This window comes from Herbidospora solisilvae, from assembly GCF_009901565.1.
Classification (GTDB): Bacteria; Actinomycetota; Actinomycetes; order Streptosporangiales; family Streptosporangiaceae; genus Herbidospora; species Herbidospora solisilvae.
On sequence record NZ_WXEW01000006.1, the window covers coordinates 568,326 to 591,473 of the forward strand.

Consider the following 23,148-nt stretch of genomic DNA (forward strand, 5'->3'; position numbering starts at 1 on the left):
GGCAACTTCTTCTCGCCGGGAAGCGGAGACACCTGTTGAGGCGCCTTGACGGCGCCGTTTCCGCCGTCAGTTGTTAGAGTTCCTGCCAGGTGAGCCGGGAAGTCTGGTCGGCACAGTCTTTGCCGTCTGCGAAAGGCCGGCCCCGTGCGTGCTCGCGATCTGCTCACCGACTTCCCCACCGTCACCCTCGACACCCCGATCAGGGAGACCGCCCGGCTGATGGCCGAGCTCCATCTCGCCGGGCTGATCGTGCTGAACGAGGACGGTCTCCCGCACAGCGTCCTGCCGGGGACCCAGGTTCTCGCGCTCGCGGTGCCCGGCTACTGCCAGGACGACCCGGCGCTGGCGCGCGTCGTCGACGAGGCACACGCCGACCGCTTCCTTCACGACGTCGGCGACCGAACCGTGCGCGACGCGCTGCCGCCACAACCGAAAGAGCTTCCCGTGACCGATCCCGACGCCACGATCCTGGAGGTGGCCGCGCTGATGGCCCGTACCCGCAGTCCGCTGGTCGCGGTCGTGGACCAGGATCGTTATCTCGGGGCGATCACTCTCACGGTGCTGTTCGACCGGGTCTCCGGCGCGTGAGCGCCCTCGCCTGGGTGTCGCTGGCGGTCTTCCTGGGCGTCTACGCCCTGATCGCCACCGAGCGCGTCCATCGGGTGGCCGCCGCGCTCGGCGGGGCGGGGATCATGCTCGGCATCCACGCCACCGACGCCGGGGCGGCGTTCTTCTCCGAGGAGACGGGGATCGACTGGAACGTCGTGTTCCTGCTGCTCGGCATGATGGTCATCGTCGGGGTGCTGAAACAGACGGGCGTCTTCGAATACCTGGCCATCTGGGCGGCCAAACGCGCCAAGGGCCGCCCCTATCGGCTGATGGTGCTGCTGGTCCTGATCACCGCCGGGGCCTCGGCGCTGCTCGACAACGTGACGACGGTGCTGCTGATCGCGCCGGTCACCTTCCTGGTGTGCGCGCGGCTGGGGTTGTCGGCGGTGCCCTATCTGATCGCCGAGGCGCTGGCCTCCAACATCGGCGGCGCGGCCACGCTGGTGGGCGACCCGCCGAACATCATCATCGCCAGCCGGGCCGGCCTGTCGTTCAACGACTTCCTGGTCCACATGGCCCCCATGGTGGTGGTCCTGGTCGTCGTGTTCCTCGGCCTGTGCCGGGTGCTGTTCCGCAAGGCGTTCGTGTACGACGAACAGCGCGCCGCCGAGATCATGCAGCTCGACGAACGGGAGGCCATCTCCGACCGTCGCCTGCTCTGGCAGAGCCTCGTGGTGCTCGGCCTGGTCCTGGTGGCGTTCGTGCTGCACCCGGTGCTGCACTACGAACCCTCGGTCGTCGCGATCCTGGGAGCCGGGATCCTGGTGGCCGCCACGAAGGTCACCACGGAAGAGGCCATCGCCGAGGTCGAGTGGCCGACCCTCGTCTTCTTCGTCGGACTGTTCGTCATGGTCGGCGCCCTGGTCGAGACCGGCGTCATCGGCCAGGTCTCCCGCCTGGCGGTCGAGGCCACCGAGGGCCGTCTCGGGCTGGCCACGATGGTCATGTTGTGGGGCTCGGCCGGGATCTCGGCGATCGTCGACAACATCCCGTACGTCGCCACGATGAGCCCCATCGCCGCCGATCTGGTCCAGGCCAACGGCGGCAACGAGCACGCCCAGGTGCTCTGGTGGGCGCTGGCCTTCGGCGCGGACCTGGGCGGCAACGCCACCGCCGTCGGGGCCGCCGCCAACGTGGTCGTGATCGGCATCGCCGCCCGCAACGGCCAGCCGATCAGCTTCTGGACGTTCACCAAGTACGGCCTGGTCGTCACCGTGGTCACGGTCGCGCTGGTCACGCCCTACCTGTGGCTGCGGTACCTGATCTAAAAGAGCGGCCTCACTCGTAGCAGTCGGGGACGCCGTCGCCGTCGGAGTCGCGGGTCTCGGCCTCGTGCAACCGCCGGTAGACGCGGGCCCGCATCCGCAGGATCACCGTCGCGACCAGGGCGGCGGCCAGCGACCCGGCCAGCACCGCGACCTTGACCCCGCTCTGCCCGTCGAAGGCCAGCTCGCCGATGAGCAGGGAGACGGTGAAGCCGATCCCGGCCAGCACCGACAGGCCCACCAGGTCGATCCAGGCCAGGCCCTCGTCCAGGCTCGCCCGGGTGAAACGGGCCACCAGCCAGGTGGCCAGCAGGATGCCGACCGGCTTGCCCACCACCAGACCGGCGACCACGCCCAGGGCGATCGGGTCGCTCAGGGTGCCGGCCAGACCGCTGAGGCCGCCGAGCGTGACACCGGCGGAGAAGAAGGCGAAGACCGGCACCGCGATCCCGGCGGAGATCGGCCGGAACCGGTGCTCGAAGTGCTCGGCCAGCCCCGGGCCCTCCCCGCCGTCGCGGCGGGGCACCGGGACGGTCAGCGCGAGCAGCACCCCGGCCACCGTGGCGTGCACGCCCGAGGCGTGCACCAGCGCCCAGGTGGCGAACGCCAGCGGCAGCAGCACCCACCAGGTGCACACCCGCCGCCGTACCAGCACGGCGAAGACCGCCAGCGGCGCCAGGGCCGCCAGCAGCGGCAGGACCGACAGGTGGGCGGTGTAGAAGACGGCGATGATGACGATGGCGATCAGGTCGTCGACCACCGCCAGCGTCAGCAGGAACGTGCGCAGCCCGGCGGGCAGGTTCCGGCCGACGACGGCCAGCACGGCCAGGGCGAAGGCGATGTCGGTGGCGGTCGGGATCGCCCACCCTCGTGCTCCGGCCTCGCCCGCGATGGCCAGGTAGAGCAGAGCCGGGATCAGCACCCCGCCGAACGCCGCCGCCACGGGCACGGCCGCGCGGCGGACGTCGCTCAGGTCACCGGCGACGAACTCGCGTTTGAGCTCCAGCCCGGCCACGAAGAAGAAGATCGCCAGCAGGCCGTCGGCCGCCCAGGTGGCCAGGTCGAGGTTCAGGTGCAGCACGGCGGGGCCGACCTCGATCGCGCCGAGGTCCCGATAGGCCTGCGCCCACGGGGAGTTGGCCCACACCATCGCGGCCAGGGCCGCCACCAGCAACAACGCGCCGCCGATGGTCTCCTTGCGCAGGATGTCGGCGATACGCCTGGCCTCGGGCCAGGTGCTGCGGTCGAACAGTCGAGGGGCACGACGAATCTCGGTGCCGGGCATGGAACTCCGCTCTGCTAGCAGGAACGCGACAGCTTCCGCCGACCAGACTTCCCGGCACACCTTCGCTGATCGTATCAATACGCCCACCAGGGGACGCTTGGCGCTGTCCTGCATCCCCGCCGCCGCGAAGGCCCAGATCGGCGGTGATCTCTACGAGGTGGTCACCACGCCCAAGGGGGTCCGGCTGCTGATCGGCGACGTCCAGGGCAAAGGACTGGCGTCCGTCGAGACGGCCGCCTGGGTGCTCGGGGCCTTCCGCGAGGCGGCCTACGAGGAGGACGACCTTTCCGGGCTCGGCGAGCGCCTGGAGACCAGCCTCGCCCGGCATCTGAGCGGAGAGACGTTCGTGACCGCCGTCATCGCCGAAGCCCACGACGGCGAGATCTCCGTCTTGAACTGCGGGCATCCCCCGCCCTTGGTGATCCGCCACGACGGGCGGGCCGTGCTGCTCGAACCCGAAGAAGACGGCCTTCCCCTCGGCCTGGCCGCGCTGGGGCTCCCCGGCCCCAAACCGTTGCGGGTGCCGTTCACCCAAGGCGACCAGATGCTCCTGTACACCGACGGCGTGATCGAAGCCCGCGACGGAACCGGGGCCTTCTACCCGTTGAGCGACCGCCTCGCCCTGCTCGGCCACACCGATCCCCAGAGAGCACTGGACGATCTGCGGGCCGACCTTCTCGACCACGTCGGCGGTCCGCTGCCCGACGACGCGGCCATGCTGCTGGTCGGACAGTAATACGCGGCGTCATGAAGGCGTCACCTTGAACGCCGCGAGCGTCGTGGCCGCGATGTATCCCGCAGCTTGATCGGCAGGAAGGCGACCGGCGTTGATCTCGTCCGCGGCGTAGTTCATGACGCTGTGCATCACGCCGACCAGCCACTCGGTGGGTAGGTCCGTCCGGAAGACCCCCTCGTCCCGGCCGCGCTCCACGAGCTTCTGAACACGCTCCGCCGGCCCGGCGTGCAGCTCACGGATCCTGCTGGGAGGCAGCACACTTTGCGCGGCCGTCAGTAGCGACCTGGACCGATCGACCAGTTGCCAGCTCGAATCGATCAGCCTGGTCAGAGCGGCACCTGGACCACCCGTGAGATCGACGTCGTCGAGACTGAAATCGCCCTGCTCGATGGCGTGCCCGAGGGCGGCGGCGGCTCAGCGGTCGGCGTCCTGCTCGGTGGCGTGCTCACCGGCGGGCCGAGCTGGGAGTGGGTCTTCTACGTCAACGTACCGATCGGAGTGATCGTCTTCATCGGGCTCACCCGGACACTGCCCACCGAACCGCCGACCGGTTCGCGGGTACGCCTGGACGTCCCCGGCGCCCTGCTGGTCACCGCCGGCACCGGAACGGCGATCTACGGGTTGATCGGCGCCGGCGACCGAGGATGGGTCTCGGCGGCGACGCTCGGCCTGCTGGCCGGGGCCGTCATCCTGTACGCCGTCTTCGTCGTCGTCCAGCGCACCAGCCGTTCACCACTGATGGACCTGGGCATCCTCACCCGGCGTCCGGTGACCTCCGGCATCTTCCTCATCCTGGTGGCCACCGCCCTGATGATCTCCGTGTTCTTCCTCGGCTCCTTCTACCTGCAGCACCACGAAGGATTCGGCGCCCTGCAGACCGGTCTGCTGTTCCTTCCGGTGGCGGTGGCCACGATCATCGGCGCCCAAGCCGCCGGACGACTCGTCGGCAGCGCCGGCGCCCGCCCGACAGCGGTGGCGAGCATGCTGATCGCGGCTGTCGGGCTCGCGGTTCCGGCGTTTCTCCAAGGGCCGATGCCGGTGGTCATCGGGGTCAGCCTCGGCGCGGCGGGCATCGGCGCCGCCTTCGTCGCGTCCTCGACGACGGCACTCTCGCAGGTCGCCCACCACGAGGCCGGCCTTGCATCCGGGCTGCTCAGCACCTTCCACGAGTTCGGCGCCTCACTCGGTGTCGCCGTGGTCTCCAGCATCGCCGCCGCGAGTCTGGCCGGCAGCACCGACGTCGGCTTCTCCCAGGCGTTCACCTTCGCGGCCGTCACCGCCGCCGTATCGGCCGTGCTCGCCCTGCTCATCGTGCCCACCGTGCGGCCGGCGGTCGCCGATTCAATCTAGTTGTATGACACAACCAGATAGTTGTATGGTCGAACCATGGCGGATGAGCGCGACCTCCAGGACGCCGTGGCCCGGTTCGTCCGGGCATTCGGATTGCATCATCCCGACCAGACCCCATGCGGTCGGCCCGTCCCTGTCTCGGAGGCACACGCGCTGGGCGAACTGGCCCGCGACGGCGCGCTGCGGCAAAGCGAGCTGAGCCGGCGGCTGCGCCTGGAGAAGAGCACCACCAGCAGACTCGTCACGCAACTGATCAACCGCGGCTGGGCCGAACGCGGCCCGGCTCCGGACGACGGGCGCGGCGTGCTGGTCCAGCTCACCGCCGCCGGAACCGCAGCCGCCGAGCAACTGGCCAAGGCCAGAGCGGCGCGCTTCTCCTCGATCCTGGAACGCGTGCCCGACGGCGAACGTGCCGGTGTCCTGCACGCACTGGAAATCCTCACGGAGGCAATCGATGAACCTTAGGAGGCGACGTGTTCCGCTGCTGCTGGCGGGCCTTGCGGTCATCGCCGCCGCGTCGGCCGGATACGCCTTGAGCAGTCAGAGCGACCAAAGGGAAGCGCGGGCGCTGGCAGACCGTCAGGCGGAGGTCGCGGCCAGGAGCCGTCAGGTGATGCCGTTCGACCTGGAGCGGACCACGCACCGCTTCGACAAGACCGGCACGGGTGGCCTGCAGACCGTGACGGCGAAAGACCCCGGCGACGCCCCGCAGGTGAAGCTCATCCGTGCACACCTGTCCGAGGAGGTCACCCGCTTCAGCAAGGGCGATTTCGGCGACCCGGCGTCCATCCACGGCGGCCAGATGCCCGGACTCTCCGCGTTGGAGGAAGGTCACGACCGGATCGACGTCCGTTACGCGGAGGCTTCCGCCGGAGCGCAGATCACCTACACCACCTCTGACCCAGCCCTCATCTCGGCGCTGCACGCCTGGTTCGACGCCCAGGTCACCGACCATGGGCAGCACGCCGAACACGAATGATCCACCGCTCACCGCCGATCTTCGGCGCGGACCCGCGGATCTCCCCGTATACCCTACCCCGGTAAGGTTCTTCCCCTCTCGTCGCGCCTCTGCTGCGACGGCCAAAGGAGAAATCCATGCTCGACGCCACCCCGCCCGTACACCGCTCCCTGTTCCTGCACGCGCCGATCCGGCGCGGACCCCGCGTCGTGCTGCAACAGATGCTCGCGCTGGTCGACGACGACACCCCCGCCGACGGCTCCGACGGCCCGGTCGCGGTGCTGGAACGACGGCTGGCCAACCTGCTCGGCAAGGAGAGCGCGCTGTTCTTCCCCAGCGGCACGATGGCCCAGCAGACCGCGCTGCGGGTGCACGCCGACCGGCGCGGGCGCCGCACGTTCGCCGCCCATCCCTACTCGCATCTTGAGGTGTGGGAGGAGCAGGGCTACAACGCGGTCCACGGCCTGCGGCTGCGCCGTACCGGCGACCCCAACGAACTGATCACCACCGCCGACCTGGCCGCGATCGGCGAGCCCCTCGCGGCCGCCGTCTGGGAACTGCCCCAGCGCGACCTCGGCGGCCTGCTGCCCACCTGGGACGATCTGCGCGAACAGGTCTCCCTGGTAAGGGCGACCGGCGCCGCCGCGCACCTGGACGGCGCCCGGTTGTGGGAGGCCCAGAGCTACTACCGGCGCCCGTTCGACGAGATCGCCGCCCTGTTCGACACGGTCTACGTCTCGCTCTACAAAAGCCTCCAGGGTGTACGCGGCGCCGTACTCGCCGCCGACACCGCCACCATCGACGTCGCCCGCGTGTGGCGGCAGCGACTCGGCGGCGGCATCCGCGACGCCTGGCCTCTAGCCCTGGCGGCGCTGGTCCACCTCGACACGCTGGCCGATCTCATGCCCGCCTACCGCGATCACGCGATCGCCATCGCCGCCGCCGTCAACGCCGACGGAGCCGCACGAGCCCACCCCGACCCGCCGCAGACCCCGCTGTTCCACATCCACCTACCGGCCGACCGACGCTCAGTCGATCAGGCAGGTGACGCGCTGCTCGCCGAGACCGGAATCCAGCTGTGGGGCCGGGTGCGCTCCTCCCCCGACCCCGGCCGATGCTCCTTCGAGGTGAGCGTCGGCGAGAACGCCATGGACTTCACCCCTGACGAGGTGGTCGCCCTGATCCACCAGGTGCTCGACCGCGCCACCCCCCGCTCTCACCCGCGCGAGTGACCTGGTGGGACATGAACATCACCTGGTTGTGCACATCGCGCCCACCGAGGCCGAGGGGGAGTACGCCGCGCACGGCTCACCCCGGCGGCAATGGCCCGGGGGAGCCGGCTTCGATCCCGCGCTGGTCGACTGCGTAGGCGAAGAAGCCGACGACCTGAACCGCCGGCGCACCTGGTGGGCCCGACAAGCCCGTCACCGGCCCTCGACCACCCCGGTCGGCGCGTTCTCTCCAGGTGGCGACTCGCCTCTCGGCGTCCCCGAATGGGTCGCCGGCCTGACGAGATGTGTGTCTGCTACTCGCCGGTCGAGGTCTGAACATCGACGTGCTCGGCGTGGAACAACCCTTCGGACAGCAGGCGGCGGACGTGCTCGTCGGCCGCGCTGTAGTAGACGAACGTGCCCTCCCGCCGCCCCTTGACCAGCCCGGCCAGCCGGAGCTTGGCCAGGTGCTGGCTGACGGTCGAGGGTGCCGCGTCGGCTAGCTCGGCCAGGCAGGCGACCGACGACTCTCCCTGCAGCAACGCCCAGAGGATCTTGATCCGGGTCGGGTCGGACAACATCCGGAACGACTCGGCGGCGAGGTGCACCTGTTCCTCGGTCGGCATGTCGAAATCAGGCAACGAGGTGTGCATCCCACCAGCATAATTCATCATCTTCCTGTATTCATACCTTCGTGACTACGCATATACGCTGGTGACGTGACAACAGGACTCGCGACGTCTGCACCCGTCGTGTCGGCACATCCCACGACGTGGTGGCGGTCCGGCGCGGGCGCGCTGCCGGAAGTCCGGTGGGCCATCGCGGCGACCACGCTGTTCGCCGTCGGCGGCCTCCTCCAGGTGGCGGGCGCTCCCTCGTGGACGTGGTGGTCCCTCTACCTCGCCTGTTACGCCGCCGGAGGATGGGAACCCGGCCTGGCCGGGCTGAGGGCGCTCCGGGAACGGACCTTGGACGTCGACCTGCTCATGGTCGCCGCGGCCATCGGCGCCGCCGCGCTCGGCCAGGTCTTCGACGGCGCCCTGCTGATCGTCATCTTCGCCACCTCCGGCGCCCTGGAGGCCGTGGCGACCAAGCGCACCGAGGATTCCGTCCGTAGCCTGCTGAACCTGGCCCCCGAGCAGGCCAGCCGCCTGGACGGCACCGGCCAGGAGGAGATCGTCCGGGCCGCCGACCTGACCGTCGGCGACGTCATCCTGGTACGGCCCGGGGAGCGCATCGGCGGCGACGGCCACGTCATCGCCGGAGCGAGCGACGTCGACCAGGCCACCATCACCGGCGAGAGCCTGCCCGTCGACAAACAACCTGGCGACGAGGTGTTCGCCGGAACCCTTAACGGCACAGGCGCGCTCCACGTCCAGGTCACCCGCCCGGCCGAGGAGAGTGTGATCGCCCGCATCGTCGCGATGGTCGAGCAGGCCGGCGCGACCAAGGCCAAGACCCAGTTGTTCATCGAGAAGGTCGAGCAGCGCTACTCCGTCGCCATGGTCGCCGCCACGGTGGCCCTGTTCGCGCTGCCCCTGTTCTGGGGCACGCCCGTACAGGACAGCCTGATCCGGGCCATGACCTTCATGATCGTCGCCTCGCCCTGCGCCGTCGTGCTGGCCACCATGCCGCCCCTGCTCGCCGCCATCGCCACCGCCGGACGCCACGGCGTGCTCGTGAAGTCGGCGATCGTGATGGAGCAGCTCGCCGACGTCACCCGGGTCGCCTTCGACAAGACCGGCACCCTCACCGAGGGCCGGCCCCATCTCGCCGAGATTCAGCCGTTGCCCGGGAACACCCTGGAGCGGCGAGATCTCCTGGCGATGGCCGCAGCCGTGGAACAAGGCTCGGAACATCCCCTCGGACGGGCGATAGTGACCGCCGCGCGCGAGCAGGGCCTGGCGTTTCCCCCCGTCACCGACTTCGTGGCGCTGCCCGGCCAAGGCGTGCGAGCGCGTGTCGACGGGCGGCCGGTCGAACTCGGCAAGCCCGGCCGTCCGGAATCCGGCGACTCGGGGCACAGCGTCGTGGTGATGACGATCGACGGCCGCCCGGTGGCCCGGTTCGCACTGGCCGACCGCGTCCGCCCGGCCGCCGCGCCCACCGTCGCCCGTGTGCGAGCCCTGACGGGCACTGAACCTGTCCTGCTCACCGGAGACAATTCCCAAGCCGCCGCCCACCTGGCCGCGCAGGCCGGCATCACCGACGTCCGCGCGAGCCTGCTACCGGAGGACAAGGTGGAGGCCGTCCGTGATCTGGAACGGCAGGGCGACCGGGTGGCGCTGGTCGGAGACGGCGTCAACGACGCCCCCGCCCTGGCCACCGCGCACACCGGGATCGCCATGGGCCGCACCGGCTCCGACCTGGCCCTGGACACCGCCGACGTGGTCGTGACCCACGACGACCTGGGCACCGTCCCGGCCGTGCTCGCCCTGGCCCGCCGCGCCCGCCGCATCGTCATGGCCAACCTCTGCATCGCCGCGACGTTCATCGTCGTCCTGGTCGCCTGGGACCTGTTCGGCGACCTGCCACTTCCCCTCGGCGTGGCCGGGCATGAAGGCTCGACGATCATCGTCGGCCTCAATGGGCTCCGCCTGCTCCGGGATGCCGCCTGGCGCAGAACCGGGTCGATATCCTCAGTTGTGTGAGGCGTGGAGCGCAGAGGACGCCGTGTTCCCTCGGGACGCGTTGCTCCGCCGTGCTCGTGCTCGCCGTCCTCTCGGGCCTGCTGGCCATGCACCACCTGACCTTTTCGGTCACCGGCCACGGTCACGCGGCTGCGACGGCGTCTGCGGCTCACCAGCATGTGAAGTCGGCCTGCCATCACAACCAGACCGATCCGGCCACGTGCCTGACGCACGCTGTCCTGTGCTGCGCGACCACCATCGGCAAGGGCGGTCCAACGCCGCCGACGCTGAGCGCGTCGGTCATCGGCCTCCTTCCCGTGACCGTGCCATCGGCGATCCTGCCCGAGGGCGTACGGGATGGTCGCGCGCCGCCGGATCCGATCTCCCTCCAGGTTCTGCGCATATAAGGGCCGACCAGCCGCGATTCTCAGAGTCCGCGGCTCTTCGTCATGGCCATGATCAGTACGCGCAGAGAGTCACTCGCCCATGAACACGCACCACATCAGTCGCCGCCGGGTGTCGCTGGCCGCAGCCACCGCGGCGCTGGCGATCGGGATCACCGCCTGCGGTGGCGGCGAGCCCTCCGGGACCACCCACACGACGGGGACCACTTCCGCGCAGAGCCCGGCCGCCGTTGTCGCCACGGCGAGCAAGACGCCGATGGATCACAACGCTGCGGACGTCGCCTTCGCGCAAGGCATGATCCCCCATCACCGCCAAGCGGTGGCCATGTCCGAACTGGCCGCCACACGCGCGGCCTCGGCCGAGGTCAAGGAGTTGGCCACGGAGATCAGCGAGGCACAGCAGCCGGAGATCGACACGATGTCCGGTTGGCTCACCATGTGGGGTCAGCCGGTCCCCCAAGACATGCCCGGCATGGACCACTCCGGGCACGAGGGCATGCCGGGGATGATGACCCCCGAGGAGATGAACGACCTCGCCGGCAGCTCCGGCAAGGCGTTCGACACCGCGTTCCTGGAGATGATGATCAAGCATCACGAGGGCGCCGTCACCATGGCGAGAGCCGAACTCTCGGCCGGGTTCTACCCGCCCGCCAAGAGCATGGCCGAGACCATCATCGCCACCCAGAGCGCCGAAATCGCGCACATGAAGGAGCTTCTGGGCTCCATGTGATCAGTTGCCGGAGCCCGCGTGGCGGGCTCCGGCAACACCATGCGTGGGGAATAGATACCCCACAGGGGTATGTTGGAGCGTGCGGCCTGAACACCAAGCCATGAAGGAAGGGACCTGACCGGCATGGAGCACTCATCCGCACACCATGTGCATTCCGACGCCCCGTCGCACGAGCCGTCCGGCCACGCATCCCACGAGGGCCACGGCGGGCACGGAGATCACGTCGCCCGGTTCCGGCGGCTCTTCTGGATCATGCTCGTCCTGGCGATTCCCACCGTTCTCAGCTCCGGGATGTTCGCCATGATCGCCGGGTATCACCTGCCGGATCATTCGGCGATCGGCTGGGTCTCACCCGTACTCGGCAGCGTGATGTACGTCTGGGGCGGTCAGCCCTTCCTGACCGGAGCGGTCGATGAGCTTCGGTCGCGCCGGCCAGGCATGATGTTGCTGATCGGCCTGGCGATCACCGTGGCGTTCGTCTCTTCGCTGGGCGCGTCACTCGGCCTGCTCGATCACCAGCTGGACTTCTGGTGGGAGCTGGCGCTGCTGATCGTCATCATGCTGCTGGGCCACTGGATCGAGATGCGGTCTCTGGCCCAGACCACGTCCGCGCTCGATTCTCTCGCGGCCCTGCTGCCCGACGAGGCGGAGCGGGTCGAAGGAGACCAGACGGTGCCCGTCCGACCTGCCGATCTGCGGCTCGAGGACGTCGTCGTCATCCGCCCGGGTGGCCGCGTCCCGGCTGACGGGGTCGTCGTCAGCGGCTCGGCCAGCATGGACGAGTCCATGATCACCGGCGAGTCGCGGACCGTGCGCCGGTCGGAGGGGGACAAGGTCGTCGCCGGAACCGTGGCGACCGACTCGGGCCTGCGTGTACAGGTGACGGCCGTCGGAGACGACACGGCGCTCGCGGGCATTCAGCGCCTGGTCACCGACGCGCAGAACTCCTCGTCGCGGGCACAGCGCATCGCCGACACCGCCGCCGCGTGGTTGTTCTGGTTCGCTCTGGGGGCGGGCGTCATCACGGCGGCCGTCTGGTCGCTCGCGGGCGCTCCCGACGAGGCGGTCATCCGGACGATCACGGTGCTGGTGATCGCCTGCCCCCATGCCCTCGGGCTGGCCATTCCGCTCGTCGTCTCGATCGCGACCGAACGGGCCGCGCGCGGTGGTGTCCTGGTGAAGGACCGGCTGGCGCTCGAAAGCATGCGGGCCGTCGACACCGTGCTATTCGACAAGACCGGCACGCTGACCCGGGGCGAGCCCAGGGTGATCGCCGTCGAACCCGCCGACGGGCACACGGTCGGGGAAGTGCTGTCCCTGGCCGCGGCGGCCGAAGAAGACAGCGAACACCCCCTGGCCCGGGCGATCGTGTCGGGGGCGAAGGAGCACGGAGCACCCATCGCCGCCGCCCACGACTTCGAGTCGTCACCCGCCGTCGGCGTCGCGGCCACCGTCGACGGGAGGCGGGTCCAGGTGGGCGGCCCGAACCTGCTGGAGCGGGAAGACGTCCGGGAACTCGGCGTCGCGGACGAATGGCGGTCGCACGGTTCGACGATCCTGCACGTCCTGGCGGACGGCCAGGTCGTCGGCGCGCTGCAACTGGCCGACGAGATCCGGCCGGAGTCCCGCCACGCCGTGGCGGCCCTTCGGCGCCGCGGCGTGCGGGTCGTCATGATCACAGGGGATGCCGAGGCGGTCGCCCGGTCGGTGGCCGACGAACTCGGCATCGACCGGTACTTCGCCGGCGTCCGTCCCGAAGACAAGTCCGACAAGGTCGAGGAGTTGCAGAACGAGGGCCGCCGGGTCGCGATGGTCGGAGACGGCGTCAACGACGCCCCCGCCCTCGCCCAGGCCGACGTGGGCATCGCGATCGGCGCGGGCACCGACGTCGCCATCGCGTCGGCAGGGGTCATCCTCGCGAGCGACGACCCGCGATCGGTCCTGTCGGTCATCGACCTGTCCCATGCGGGCTTCCGCAAGATGAAGCAGAACCTGTGGTGGGCGGCCGGCTACAACCTGATCTCCGTCCCGCTCGCCGCGGGGGTGCTGGCGCCGGTCGGGTTCGTGATGCCGATGTCGGTCGGCGCGATCCTCATGTCGCTCTCCACGATCGTGGTGGCACTCAACGCGCAGTTGCTGCGTCGCCTCGACCTCCGGCCTGAGGCGCTCACGCCGGCCAGGGAGGGCGGCGACGGTCATCGACTCCCCTTCGGCGGATAGACACGGAGTGCCGCCTCCAGCGCCACGGCCTCTTCGGGAGTGAGCCGCTCCAGGAAGTGGACCAGGGTCGCCGCCGGGTTGGCACCCGACGCGAGAACCTCACGCATCAGTTGGGCGGTGTACGCCTCCTTGGAGGCGACCGGCTCGTAGATATAGGCACGGCCCACCGGCTCCCGACGGAGCAGCCCCTTGGTGTGCAGGTTGTCCATCACCGTCATCACGGTGGTGTACGCGATCTCCCGATCCTTACGAAGATCATCTAGAACGAACCGCACCGACGCCGGCCGACGATAAGACCACAGCCGGTCCATGATCACGGCTTCCAGGTCTCCCAGGCCCCGCATCGCCCGCATCGTCTCGGCCCCCCTGATCCCGTGATGCTAACTGGGGTCGTAGTCGGAGTCTCCATTGATACCTTCCGGCATCAATCCGGCCATACAGATCACGGATCTTCTGTACCATTTCGTGACCCCGATCTACGAGGAGACTTAGTAGTGCCCTTACGGACGCGCGGCAGACACCTCCAGTTGATCGCGGGCGGTCTCGCGCTCACCGTTCTGGCCAGCCCGAGCCAGGTCGCCGCCGAGCCACGTCCCACGCTCGCCCAGGTCCGCGCCAAGCTCGTCAAGCTCAACGAACAGGCCGACGAGGTGGTCGAGCAGTACAACCAGGCCGAAGAGGCGGTCGCCGCGGCCGACAAGAAGTACCGGTCGCTCAACGCGACCTTGAAGAAGAAGAACGAGCACCTCGACGCCCTCAAGCGGCAGCTGGTGTCCCTCGCGGTGGGCAGCTTCCAGACCGGCGGGTTCGCCGGCGCCCGGATGTTCGCCTCTCCTGACAACAGTGATCAGGCGCTGGGCCAGATGCTCCTGGTCGATCAGATCGCCCGCACCCAGAGTGAGGTGCTGCGCGCGTACGAGGCGACGTCGGTGGAGCTTCGCGAGCAACGCGACGAGGCCAAGGTCGTGCTGACCGAGGCGGACGCCGCACGAGACAAGGTGGGGCGGGAGAAGAAGAAGGTCGAAGGGCTCATCCGCGAGCAGACCAAGCTGCTCAGGCGGCTCAACACCTATCGGGTCGGCAACCCCAACGGCTCCGGGGTCAAGTACACGGGTTCGGCCTCTGGCGATGCCCGGACCGCGCTGCAGTTCGCCTTCGCCCAGATCGGCAAGCCCTACCAGTACGGAGCCGAGGGGCCGGGATCCTGGGACTGCTCCGGCCTCACCCAGGCCGCATGGGCGAGCGCGGGGGTCCAGCTTCCCCGCACGACGTACACGCAATGGGCGTGGGGAGCGAGCCGGCGCGTCTCGCTCGACGCGCTCCAGCCCGGCGACCTGCTGTTCAGCAACGGGCTGGGACACATGGGGATGTACGCGGGCGACGGCAAGATGGTTCACGCCCCCCAGACGGGCGACGTGGTCAAAGTGGTCGACCTCGACACATACTGGCGCGGGCGCCTGCTGGGCGCCGTACGCCCCTGATCGTCCGATCTGACCGCTGTGGGGCTGACCTCACGTCAGCAGGAGCGACCCCAGCCCCAGAAGCGCGCAGACACCCAGGATGCGCAACATCGGCCAGCGCAGCACGAAGGTGAGCACGAACGCGATCACGGTGATGATCAACCCCACCGGGTTCAGGCTCGACGGATCGGGGGTCAGCACCTCGACCGGTCCCCAGGTCCGGATCTCGGTCGTGCCGAACAGGGTGTGCAGGGCGAAGTAGACGGCCAGGTTCGCGATCACCCCCACGACGGCGGCGGTGATCCCGGTCAGGGCGGAGCTGATCGCCGTGTTGTGGCGCAACCGCTCGACGTACGGCGCTCCCAGGAAGATGAACAGGAAGCACGGGACGAAGGTCACCCACGTGGTGAGCAACGCGCCGAGCAGCGCCGCGGCCCAGGGGGTCAGCTCGCCGGGATCGCGGTAGGCGCCGAGGAACGCCACGAACTGCACCACCATGATCAGTGGGCCGGGCGTCGACTCCGCCAGAGCGAGCCCGCGCACCATCTCCCCCGGCGAGAGCCATCCGTACGTCTCCACCGCCTGCTGGGCGACGAACGCCAGCACGGCGTAGGCGCCGCCGAACGTGATCAGCGCGGCCCCCGAGAAGAACAGGCCCTGGGTGGTGAAGACACTGTCCGCACCCGTGAGCAGGGCGACCAGCGCCACCGGCGACCACCAGGCCACCAGCCCCACGGCGAGGATCCGCGTGGCCGAGCGCCAGCCGGGCCGCGCGTCGTGCAGCGCGTCGTCGGAGATCAACGGCGCCGGTCCGCCGTCACCTCCATGTCCGCCACCGGACGTGAACACCGAAGGCTTGAACCTGTGGACCGTCCAGCCGACAGCGGCGGCCGCGACGATCACGATCGGAAAGGGAACCGCGAACAAGGCCAGGGCCACGAAGGCGGCGACGGCGGTCACGATCAGCACCGGATGGGTGAGCGAACGTCTGGCGACCCGGATGACGGCCTGCGCGACGATGGCCAGCACGGCCGGGGCGATCCCCGCGAACAGGGCGGTGACGATCGCGGTGTCCTGCCAGATGACGTAGACCGCCGAAAGGGCGAGCAAGGCGAGCATGCCCGGCAGCACGAACAGCACCCCGGCCACCAGTCCGCCTCGGGTGCCGTTGAGCAGCCACCCGACGTAGATGGCGAGCTGCTGCGCCTCCGGGCCGGGCAGCAGCATGCAGTAGCTCAGCGCATGGTTGAAGCGCCGCTGGCCGATCCAGCGTTTCTCCTCCACCAGCGTCCGCTGCATGACGGCGATCTGACCGGCCGGGCCGCCGAAGGTCTGCAGGCTGATCAGGAACCAGGCGCGAACGGCCGCGCCGAACGGGATGACGTCGACGGAGTCCTTGCCTTCCGTCGCAGTCGTCGGCTTTCTCATCGTCTGCCTCCGGCTCAGGCGGTCGGGCGGCCGAGCAGCAGGGCCCGGCGGTAGTACTCGTACAGTCCGTCGAAGAGCGCCGCGCCGATCTCGATGACACGCTCGTCGGAACTGGTCATGGACAGACCACGCAGCAGGACGTCCAGCCCCGGCGCTTCCGGCGCGTCATAGCGCTCGTCGTCGATGTCGGCCTCGTGGACGAGCTCCGCGATCTTCCACAGCACCGGATCGGCGAGGTCGTGGCGGCGGAGAATCGTCTCGAAGGTGCAGTCGCCTCCGTGGTGAGAAAGATCCGCGCCGCGCATGTCGAACGGCACCGCGTCTTCCGGGACGTTCGCGAGGTCGTCGGCGAAGACGAACTCCGCCTCGCTGTCGACATGACGGCGGATCAGCCAGGCGCACGCGGCGCGGTCGATGTGCACTCCCGTGCGGGTCGCCCATCTCATTCGGCCTCCTCCAACTCGGTTTCCTCCTGCTGGACCAGGGCCCGAACGGCCTGACGGGCGGTCTCCCGCTCGGCCGGGGGGAAGAAGTCGCGCCGGTTGACCCGCCGCACCTCGGCACGAAGACGAGCCGCGATGCGGGAGCGTTCACCGGGGGATGCGTCGAGGGCGGCTCCGGCCTGATCGATCAGCGCCCGGTATTCCAGGACGCGATCGGCCTGCATCGCCGTGGCTATCGCCTGTTCCTGTGCGGCGGTCGCGGGCGTGGCCGTCCAGACCGTCGCGGTCCCGTTGTTCTCGATGACCTGCTCGGCGATCCAGCCCAGCTGCTCGGCGGTACGGGCGTCGGCCGGCAGGGCGACCAGACCGTCACCGAGCCGCGCGACCCCGAGTCTCTCCAGCTTGCGCCACACCGCGATCCTCGGCGTGGAGGGTTGCCGCGGCATCTTGTACGCGAGCAGTACCCATTTCCCGACACCTCCGGCATCGCCCACGTAACCATGGTTACAGAAACCGTGGTTACCGGCAAACACGCGATCCGCGTGATCACTACGGCCCTGGCAAAGGCGCGGCCACCGTACACACCGACCCCGATCGCGACCACGAAGCCCGGCAGCAGCTGGGGCCCTGGTTCCATCATCACCTACCCTGCTGAACACTGTGTTCGGAAAGGGGACGCCATGGATCGGCGGGTGCGCAGGACGCGGGATCTGCTGCGCCGGGCGCTGCTCGATCTGATTCTGGAGAAGGGGTACGACCGCATCACCGTCCAAGATGTCATCGATCGGGCTGATGTCGGGAGGTCGACTTTCTACGCGCACTTCACCGACAAGGACGACCTGCTGCTGAGCGGCCTGGAGGAGATGTCGGTCACCCTTGAGGAGCAGATGCGGCGGCATCTCGAAGGCGGCGACCCGAATCCGGTGCTGGCCGCGTTCCGGCACGCCGACCAGCACCGCCACCTCTGGAAGGCGCTGGCCGGGAAACGCGGCGCCGAGGTGATGCGCGACGGCGTGCGGCGGCGGATCTACGACATCGGCCTGCGGCGACTCCACAGCGTGCTGCCCGAGGGCGGGCCGCCGCACGAGGTGACCTTCGAGTTCCTGATGAGTTCCCTGGTCGGGCTGCTGACCTGGTGGATCGACGAGGACCGGCCGTACACGCCCGAGCAGATGGCCGACATGTACATGCGGCTGGCCATCTCCAGCGTCCACGGCGCCTATGACGTTTCGGGACAGTTCTGGAAATCCGTTCAGTAGCGAACGGATCGGCTTCTTTGTCGGTTGACCTGCGGATTCACCACAATCGAACATCGTGTTCACTAACTGATGCGATGTTCGAGGAGAGGTATGTCCGTCATCGACGTCCGTGAGGTCGTCAAGTCGTACGGCGCCTTCACCGCGCTGCACGGCGTGGACCTGAAGGTGCACGCGGGTGAGTTCCTGGCCGTGGTCGGCCGATCCGGGAGCGGGAAGTCGACGCTCATCAACATGATCACCGGCATCGACCGGCCGACCAGTGGTGAGGTGCACGTCGCGGGGGCCGCCGTCCACACCATGTCCGAGAACGAACTCGCCGGCTGGCGCGGCCGGAACATAGGAGTGGTCTTCCAGTTCTTCCAGCTCCTGCCGACGCTGACCGTCGCCGAGAACGTCATGCTGCCGATGGACTTCTGCGGCACCTATCCGGGCTCCCGCAAGCCGCGGGCGCTCGACCTGCTCGAACGGGTCGGCATCGCCGACCAGGCCGGCAAACTGCCCGCCGAGCTCTCCGGCGGCCAGCAGCAGCGCGCCGCCATCGCGCGGGCGCTGGCGAACGAGCCGCCGTTACTCGTGGCCGACGAGCCGACCGGCAACCTCGACTCGGCGACCGCCACGGCCGTGCTCGAACTCTTCGCGGGCATCGCCGCCGACGGCACGACCGTCGTCATGGTCACCCACGGGCGGGAGGCGGCGCCGTACATCACCGCGACCGTCGAACTCGCGGACGGCCGCGTTGTCTAGCCCGCGCTGGAACAAGGCGCATCGCGACCTGGTCCTCGCGGCGGGGCGGATGAGCCTGCTCGTGGTCGCCATCGCCGCAGGTATCAGCGGCGTGGGCTCCGTCCTCGGGACCAACGGCATCGTCACCCGGGAGATCGACGCCAACTACCTGGGCACCCGGCCCGCCGCCGCGACCTTCGACCTCGATCGGGTGGATCCCGCCCTCGTCGACCGGGTGCGCACCTGGCCGGGAGTCACCGACGCGGAGGCCCGCGCCACCGTCACGGCCCGCCTCCGGCTCGGACCCGACGAGTGGCGCACGCTGCTGCTGACCGTGGTGCCCGACTTCACCACCATGCGCCTGGCCACCGTCACCCATGAGAGCGGATCCTGGCCGCCACCCGCCGGGACGATGCTGCTCGAACGCAGCGCCCGTGAGATGGTTCCGCCGGGAACCCTGGAAGTGCGCCTGCCGGGTGGGACGATCCGGCCGCTGACCGTGTCAGGGGTGGTGCACGATCCTTCCCTGGCCCCGGCCTGGCAGGAACGGTCGGCCTATGGCTACGTCACGCCGGAGACGCTCGCCGGGCTGGGCGGATCCCCCGTACTGGACGAACTGAAGATCCGCACCGAGGCCACGGACCGAGCCGGGATCGAGGCGGTCGCCCGCGACCTGTCGGCATGGCTCAGCGCTCAGGGGCGCGAGGTGCACGAGGTCCAGGTGCCGCCGCCCGGCAAGCACCCCCACTCCTCGCAGATGACCGCGGTCATGACGATGCTGCTGGTCTTCGCCCTGCTCGGCCTGGCCCTCGCCGCGGTGCTGACCGCCACGGTGATCGGCGGGCTGATGGCACAGCAGATCCGCCAGCTCGGCGTCATGAAGGCGATCGGCGCCCGCACCGGTCAGATCGCCGGCCTGTACCTCGCCCAGGTCTTCCTCCTCGGCCTGATCGCCACCCTGATCTCGCTGCCGCTGGGCACCCTGGCAGCGCGCACCTACGCGGGCCTCGTCGCCGAACTGCTCAACCTCGAACTCGGCAGCCTGACGATCCCGTGGTGGGTGTACGCGGTGCAGATCGCCGCCGGACTCCTCGTGCCACCGCTGTTCGCCGCCATCCCGATCGTCCGGGCGGCCAGGGTGACGGTCAGGGAGGCGATCAGCGACTTCGGGGTGCGGAACGAGACCGTGTCGGCCCGGATCACCGGGCTCAACCGAGTGCTGCTGCTCGCGGTCCGCAACACCTTCCGCCGCCGGGGCCGGCTGCTGCTCACCCTCGGCCTGCTCTCGGCGGGAGGGGCGCTGTTCCTGGCCGGGCTCAACGTGGCCGCCGCCTGGCAGCGCACGGCCGACGAGGGCATGGCCTCCCGCCACTACGACCTCGACATCCGCCTGACCACCCCCGACCCCGCGTTGACCTCGGCGATCACTGCCCTTCCTGGCGTGCGAACCGTCGAGACCTGGGGCTACGCCCCGGCCTCCGCGCAGACCGGGATCGCCTCCACCTACCCCGACGGCGGACACGGCAGCTTCACCATCCGGGGCGTGCCCGAGGCGACGACCCTGCTCGACTTCACCCTCGTCGAAGGCCGGATGCTGCGCCCCGGGGACATCGACGCCGCCGTGCTCAACTCCCTGGCCGGGCCGGCCAAGGTCGGCGACACGGTCACCTACAGCGTTGACGGCAAGCCGACGACCTGGCGCGTCGTCGGGCTGGTTCGCGAGATCGGCAACCCCGCCACCGCCTACGTCACCAGGGCCGCGTTCGAGCAGAGAGTCGGCCCGAGCCGGGTGTTGCGGGTGGCCACCGATGACGTCCCGGCCGTCGGGGCCGCGCTTCGCGAGGCCGACGTCGAGGCGGCCACCCAGTCGACCGCCGAACTCGCCGCCGCCGTCGACGGCCACGTCTTCGTATTGATCGGCGCGCTCATCGCGCTCGCCGTCGTGATGGCCGTGGTGGGCGTGCTCGGCCTGGCCGCCGCCACCGGAACGGGCGTCATCGAGCGCACCCGCGAGTTCGCCGTCATGCGCGCCATCGGCGCGAGCCCGTCCACGGTGACGAGGATCGTGCTCGGCGAGACCGTCGTCGTCGGCCTGCTGAGCTGGGTCGTCGCCGCCGTCTTGGCGGTGCCGTTGAGCTGGGCCATCGGCTCGCTGCTCGGCAGCCTCGCCTTCCGGCTTCCGCTCACGCTGACGATCTCACCGCTCGCGCTCGCGTTGTGGCTGGTCATCGCCGTCGCCGGCTCGGCACTGGCCGGTACGGCTCCCGCCCGCCGCGCCTCCTCACTCACTGTCCGTCAAGCTCTCGCCTACGTCTGAGGACCTGTCATGCGCAGAAGAACCCTGATCGTCTGGGGCGTCGTCGTGGTGGTCGTACTGGGGCTGATCCTGGCCGCGCAATCGCTCGACCTGCACGGTTTGCTCCGGGAGATGCACGGCTAGCCGACTACCCTCTGTACATTTCTGCCCGAAACCCCGCCGCAGCCCACCCTCGGCGGGGTTCGCCGTTCAGGCCCTACTTGAGGAGCTGACGCGCCATCACCATGCGCTGGATCTGGTTGGTCCCTTCGTAGATCTGGGTGATCTTCTCCCCGGGAACCGACCATCTGGCAAGAGGCCTCGATCAAGCTCGTGAGCAGGGCGAACGCTTGTGGGGCGCTTCATCTTCTTTGGCTATCTTCCAGCCTTCCGCGGAACAGCCACGGAACAGACCATGATCGATAAGCCAGCAATCCGGCCAACGGCCAAAGCACGCCGTCCACACGTTCTGTGATGGCGCCACCCGCCCGCCATCGGTTCGACTGTCCCCGCGACGCGCGTACATCCGTGGGGCGCCTCAGGTTCCTTCACCGGTTTGAAGGGCGTAGCCCAGGAACCTCAGACCTACGCATTACGAGCCTCCGGATCCTCAGTGAAGGCAGTCCGCTCAAGCTCGTTACTGTCCAAATCCGCTGGTCAGAGCAGAGGCGGGCTCTGACGGTCACGCGCGGGCACAGGCGAACTGCAACGGGAACTGCAACGGCAGCGAAGGCTAGGAAGCTTGATCGTACGGTTGATCTCTGCGCCACTCGTTGGGCCCGATCGCACGCACGACTCCGCCGGCCTGCCACCCCGACAACAGCCACACCTGACTCAGCTCGGGGGGAAGCTGCGGAGGCAGGAGCGGTAGATCGATCCCGAAGGCGAGGCCGTCGTACACCGGAAAGCTGAAAGCCGATGGTCGAACGTGAAGGAATAGATGACGTTCCGCCAGGCCGGTGGCCATGAGCTTCCTGATCTTCGCTTGCACCGTTGGGGTTTGTAGCTGACGAGCTAATTCGTCGGGCAACGGCTGGATGCCGTCGTGAAGAAACCCGCCTAAGCTGCGGGTGAAAATGAACGCACCTGGTTTTCGGCGGTGGAGCGCGTCTTCGCCACTCGCGATCACCGAGCCGAACACACCCATCAGCCGCTCATTGACGGCCTCATCCCAGATCGCACGATAGTCGAAGGTCTTTCGACTCTCTCGCTCCAAGTCCAGGAGGACCCTGTCGAGGAGGCGCAGATCAGCGGGATGGAAGTTCGGCGGAACCTGGACATACCACAAGCACATCAAGCCATCGACCGCACGTCGGTGCCCTCGGTTGTTCAGGTAGCCCGCGATTGCCTCGTCTTCGGCTCCGATCGAGGAGATCTCCAATGCGGCTGTCCGCCCATCTGAGAAGTGGATCAGGCCGTCAACAGCCGATTGCCTGCCCTTCAGGTCGTATGCCTCGACCTCGACACCCAAAACACGGCTGACCACCTGCAACGCGAAGACTTCTTCTTTTCGCAGATCACTCATCGTCTGACCATCTCCCAACTACATGACCACGCCATCATGCTCTCTAGACCTATACGCAATGGCAGAAACCCTCGACGGGGACAAGAGGCGGAGCTCCAACATTTCTTACCTGGAGAGGCATCCCGCCGCAACAAAAGCCTGATCATTTGCGATGTCGCCTCTAAGGAGGTAAGTGCCAACGGCGGGCAGCCAGCGACAATGGAGCTAGGTTTTGTCGGCGCAAGTCGTCCAGCCCGTGACTACCGCTTCTTGAAGGTCACGGATAGGGATACACCGTCCATCGAGATGTCGATTCGGATGGTGTCGATTGATACGCCAGAGAGCGAGTTCGGGGGTAGCCCGCCTACCGCTCAGGCCGCCCTCAATCCAGCCAGGACCCGTATGCAAGACGGCACTTACGACGCCCTTCCGGAAGATCTTCGCGATTATCTCATCACTCGCCTTACTCCCGACGCGCTCAACGCCATTTGACGGCGGGGAAACTGGCGGCTGAGGCGCACAAGGCGATGGTCAGCACGCGGCTTACCCGGCCGGACGGATCACAGCGCAAATTGGCCGTCATCGCAACTGGAGAACTTGTGGAAAATCAGGCGTTGGCGCAATGTCGCGTGCAACC

General features: G+C 68.8%; 22 protein-coding genes and 1 pseudogene. 16 read left to right on the forward strand and 7 right to left on the reverse strand.

Features of this window, described 5'->3' with window-relative positions; genetic code table 11:
- Nucleotides 1–144 precede the first annotated feature (144 nt).
- Entirely contained in the window at nt 145–588 is a 444-nt protein-coding gene (locus GT755_RS22665; protein ID WP_161481625.1) for a CBS domain-containing protein, read from the forward strand.
- Nucleotides 585–1,877, forward strand: a complete 1,293-nt coding sequence (locus GT755_RS22670; RefSeq protein WP_161481626.1) for an ArsB/NhaD family transporter — start codon at nt 585–587, stop codon at nt 1,875–1,877. Before GT755_RS22665 ends, GT755_RS22670 begins: the two co-directional genes overlap by 4 nt.
- 10 nt (nt 1,878–1,887) lie before the next feature.
- Here the strand turns inward: GT755_RS22670 and nhaA are convergent, their stop codons facing one another.
- Entirely contained in the window at nt 1,888–3,159 is a 1,272-nt protein-coding gene (gene nhaA, locus GT755_RS22675; RefSeq protein ID WP_161481627.1) for a Na+/H+ antiporter NhaA, read from the reverse strand.
- A 97-nt stretch (nt 3,160–3,256) separates the two neighbouring features.
- Between nhaA and GT755_RS22680 the strand changes: the two genes are divergently transcribed.
- The 6 genes and pseudogenes from GT755_RS22680 to GT755_RS41600 form a co-directional block, all read left to right on the forward strand.
- The gene (locus GT755_RS22680; protein ID WP_235967014.1) at nt 3,257–3,895 is read left to right on the forward strand and encodes a PP2C family protein-serine/threonine phosphatase; all 639 of its coding nucleotides are present in this window, start codon (nt 3,257–3,259) and stop codon (nt 3,893–3,895) included.
- A gap of 300 nt (nt 3,896–4,195) precedes the next feature.
- The gene (locus GT755_RS22690; RefSeq protein ID WP_202610345.1) at nt 4,196–5,245 is read left to right on the forward strand and encodes an MFS transporter; all 1,050 of its coding nucleotides are present in this window, start codon (nt 4,196–4,198) and stop codon (nt 5,243–5,245) included.
- A gap of 36 nt (nt 5,246–5,281) precedes the next feature.
- A complete protein-coding gene (locus tag GT755_RS22695) occupies nt 5,282–5,710 on the forward strand; it encodes a MarR family winged helix-turn-helix transcriptional regulator (protein ID WP_161481629.1) in 429 nt (142 codons plus the stop codon).
- Nucleotides 5,700–6,224: an aspartate carbamoyltransferase gene (locus GT755_RS22700; RefSeq protein ID WP_161481630.1), complete on the forward strand. Its 525-nt coding sequence runs from the start codon at nt 5,700–5,702 to the stop codon at nt 6,222–6,224. Before GT755_RS22695 ends, GT755_RS22700 begins: the two co-directional genes overlap by 11 nt.
- 116 nt (nt 6,225–6,340) lie before the next feature.
- Complete coding sequence (locus GT755_RS22705) at nt 6,341–7,435, forward strand: threonine aldolase family protein (RefSeq protein WP_161481631.1); 1,095 nt, start codon at nt 6,341–6,343, stop codon at nt 7,433–7,435.
- 28 nt (nt 7,436–7,463) lie between these two features.
- Nucleotides 7,464–7,739 (forward strand): annotated as a pseudogene (locus GT755_RS41600) (SUMF1/EgtB/PvdO family nonheme iron enzyme); the annotation flags it as partial.
- Here the strand turns inward: GT755_RS41600 and GT755_RS22715 are convergent.
- The gene (locus tag GT755_RS22715) at nt 7,729–8,067 is read right to left on the reverse strand and encodes an ArsR/SmtB family transcription factor (RefSeq protein WP_161481633.1); all 339 of its coding nucleotides are present in this window, start codon (nt 8,065–8,067) and stop codon (nt 7,729–7,731) included. The pseudogene GT755_RS41600 and the gene GT755_RS22715 sit on opposite strands and share 11 nt — an antisense overlap.
- A 66-nt stretch (nt 8,068–8,133) precedes the next feature.
- Between GT755_RS22715 and GT755_RS22720 the strand changes: the two genes are divergently transcribed.
- The 4 genes from GT755_RS22720 (at nt 8,134) to GT755_RS22735 (ending at nt 13,398) form a co-directional block, all read left to right on the forward strand.
- Complete coding sequence (locus tag GT755_RS22720; protein ID WP_161481634.1) at nt 8,134–10,065, forward strand: heavy metal translocating P-type ATPase; 1,932 nt, start codon at nt 8,134–8,136, stop codon at nt 10,063–10,065.
- 50 nt (nt 10,066–10,115) lie between these two features.
- Complete coding sequence (locus GT755_RS22725; RefSeq protein WP_161481635.1) at nt 10,116–10,451, forward strand: DUF6153 family protein; 336 nt, start codon at nt 10,116–10,118, stop codon at nt 10,449–10,451.
- 79 nt (nt 10,452–10,530) lie between these two features.
- On the forward strand, nt 10,531–11,178 hold the full coding sequence (locus tag GT755_RS22730; protein ID WP_161481636.1) for a DUF305 domain-containing protein: 648 nt from the start codon (nt 10,531–10,533) through the stop codon (nt 11,176–11,178).
- A 123-nt stretch (nt 11,179–11,301) separates the two neighbouring features.
- Nucleotides 11,302–13,398, forward strand: coding sequence for a heavy metal translocating P-type ATPase (locus tag GT755_RS22735; RefSeq protein ID WP_161481637.1), 2,097 nt, complete (start codon nt 11,302–11,304; stop codon nt 13,396–13,398).
- Here GT755_RS22735 and GT755_RS22740 read toward each other — a convergent pair.
- Nucleotides 13,374–13,742, reverse strand: a complete 369-nt coding sequence (locus GT755_RS22740; protein ID WP_161481638.1) for a BlaI/MecI/CopY family transcriptional regulator — start codon at nt 13,740–13,742, stop codon at nt 13,374–13,376. The genes GT755_RS22735 and GT755_RS22740 overlap by 25 nt on opposite strands.
- 150 nt (nt 13,743–13,892) lie before the next feature.
- Between GT755_RS22740 and GT755_RS22745 the strand changes: the two genes are divergently transcribed.
- On the forward strand, nt 13,893–14,879 hold the full coding sequence (locus GT755_RS22745; protein WP_328794466.1) for a C40 family peptidase: 987 nt from the start codon (nt 13,893–13,895) through the stop codon (nt 14,877–14,879).
- A gap of 30 nt (nt 14,880–14,909) precedes the next feature.
- Here the strand turns inward: GT755_RS22745 and chrA are convergent, their stop codons facing one another.
- From chrA to GT755_RS22760, 3 genes are read right to left on the reverse strand one after another with little or no spacing between them, the layout of a single operon-like run.
- The gene (chrA, locus tag GT755_RS22750; protein ID WP_161481640.1) at nt 14,910–16,286 is read right to left on the reverse strand and encodes a chromate efflux transporter; all 1,377 of its coding nucleotides are present in this window, start codon (nt 16,284–16,286) and stop codon (nt 14,910–14,912) included.
- A 14-nt stretch (nt 16,287–16,300) separates the two neighbouring features.
- Nucleotides 16,301–16,732: a chromate resistance protein ChrB domain-containing protein gene (locus tag GT755_RS22755; protein ID WP_161481641.1), complete on the reverse strand. Its 432-nt coding sequence runs from the start codon at nt 16,730–16,732 to the stop codon at nt 16,301–16,303.
- The gene (locus GT755_RS22760; protein WP_202610346.1) at nt 16,729–17,223 is read right to left on the reverse strand and encodes a Chromate resistance protein ChrB; all 495 of its coding nucleotides are present in this window, start codon (nt 17,221–17,223) and stop codon (nt 16,729–16,731) included. Before GT755_RS22760 ends, GT755_RS22755 begins: the two co-directional genes overlap by 4 nt.
- A 186-nt stretch (nt 17,224–17,409) precedes the next feature.
- Here GT755_RS22760 and GT755_RS22765 point away from each other — a divergent pair, with 186 nt between their 5' ends.
- From GT755_RS22765 to GT755_RS22775, 3 genes are all read left to right on the forward strand, one after another.
- A complete protein-coding gene (locus tag GT755_RS22765) occupies nt 17,410–17,988 on the forward strand; it encodes a TetR/AcrR family transcriptional regulator (RefSeq protein WP_161481642.1) in 579 nt (192 codons plus the stop codon).
- Nucleotides 17,989–18,078: 90 nt separating this feature from the next.
- Nucleotides 18,079–18,732, forward strand: coding sequence for an ABC transporter ATP-binding protein (locus GT755_RS22770; RefSeq protein WP_202610347.1), 654 nt, complete (start codon nt 18,079–18,081; stop codon nt 18,730–18,732).
- A complete protein-coding gene (locus tag GT755_RS22775) occupies nt 18,725–21,028 on the forward strand; it encodes an ABC transporter permease (RefSeq protein ID WP_161481644.1) in 2,304 nt (767 codons plus the stop codon). Before GT755_RS22770 ends, GT755_RS22775 begins: the two co-directional genes overlap by 8 nt.
- A 712-nt stretch (nt 21,029–21,740) precedes the next feature.
- On the opposite strand, the gene GT755_RS22780 is transcribed toward GT755_RS22775, so the two are convergent.
- A complete protein-coding gene (locus tag GT755_RS22780; protein ID WP_161481645.1) occupies nt 21,741–22,532 on the reverse strand; it encodes a hypothetical protein in 792 nt (263 codons plus the stop codon).
- Nucleotides 22,533–23,148: the final 616 nt, after the last annotated feature.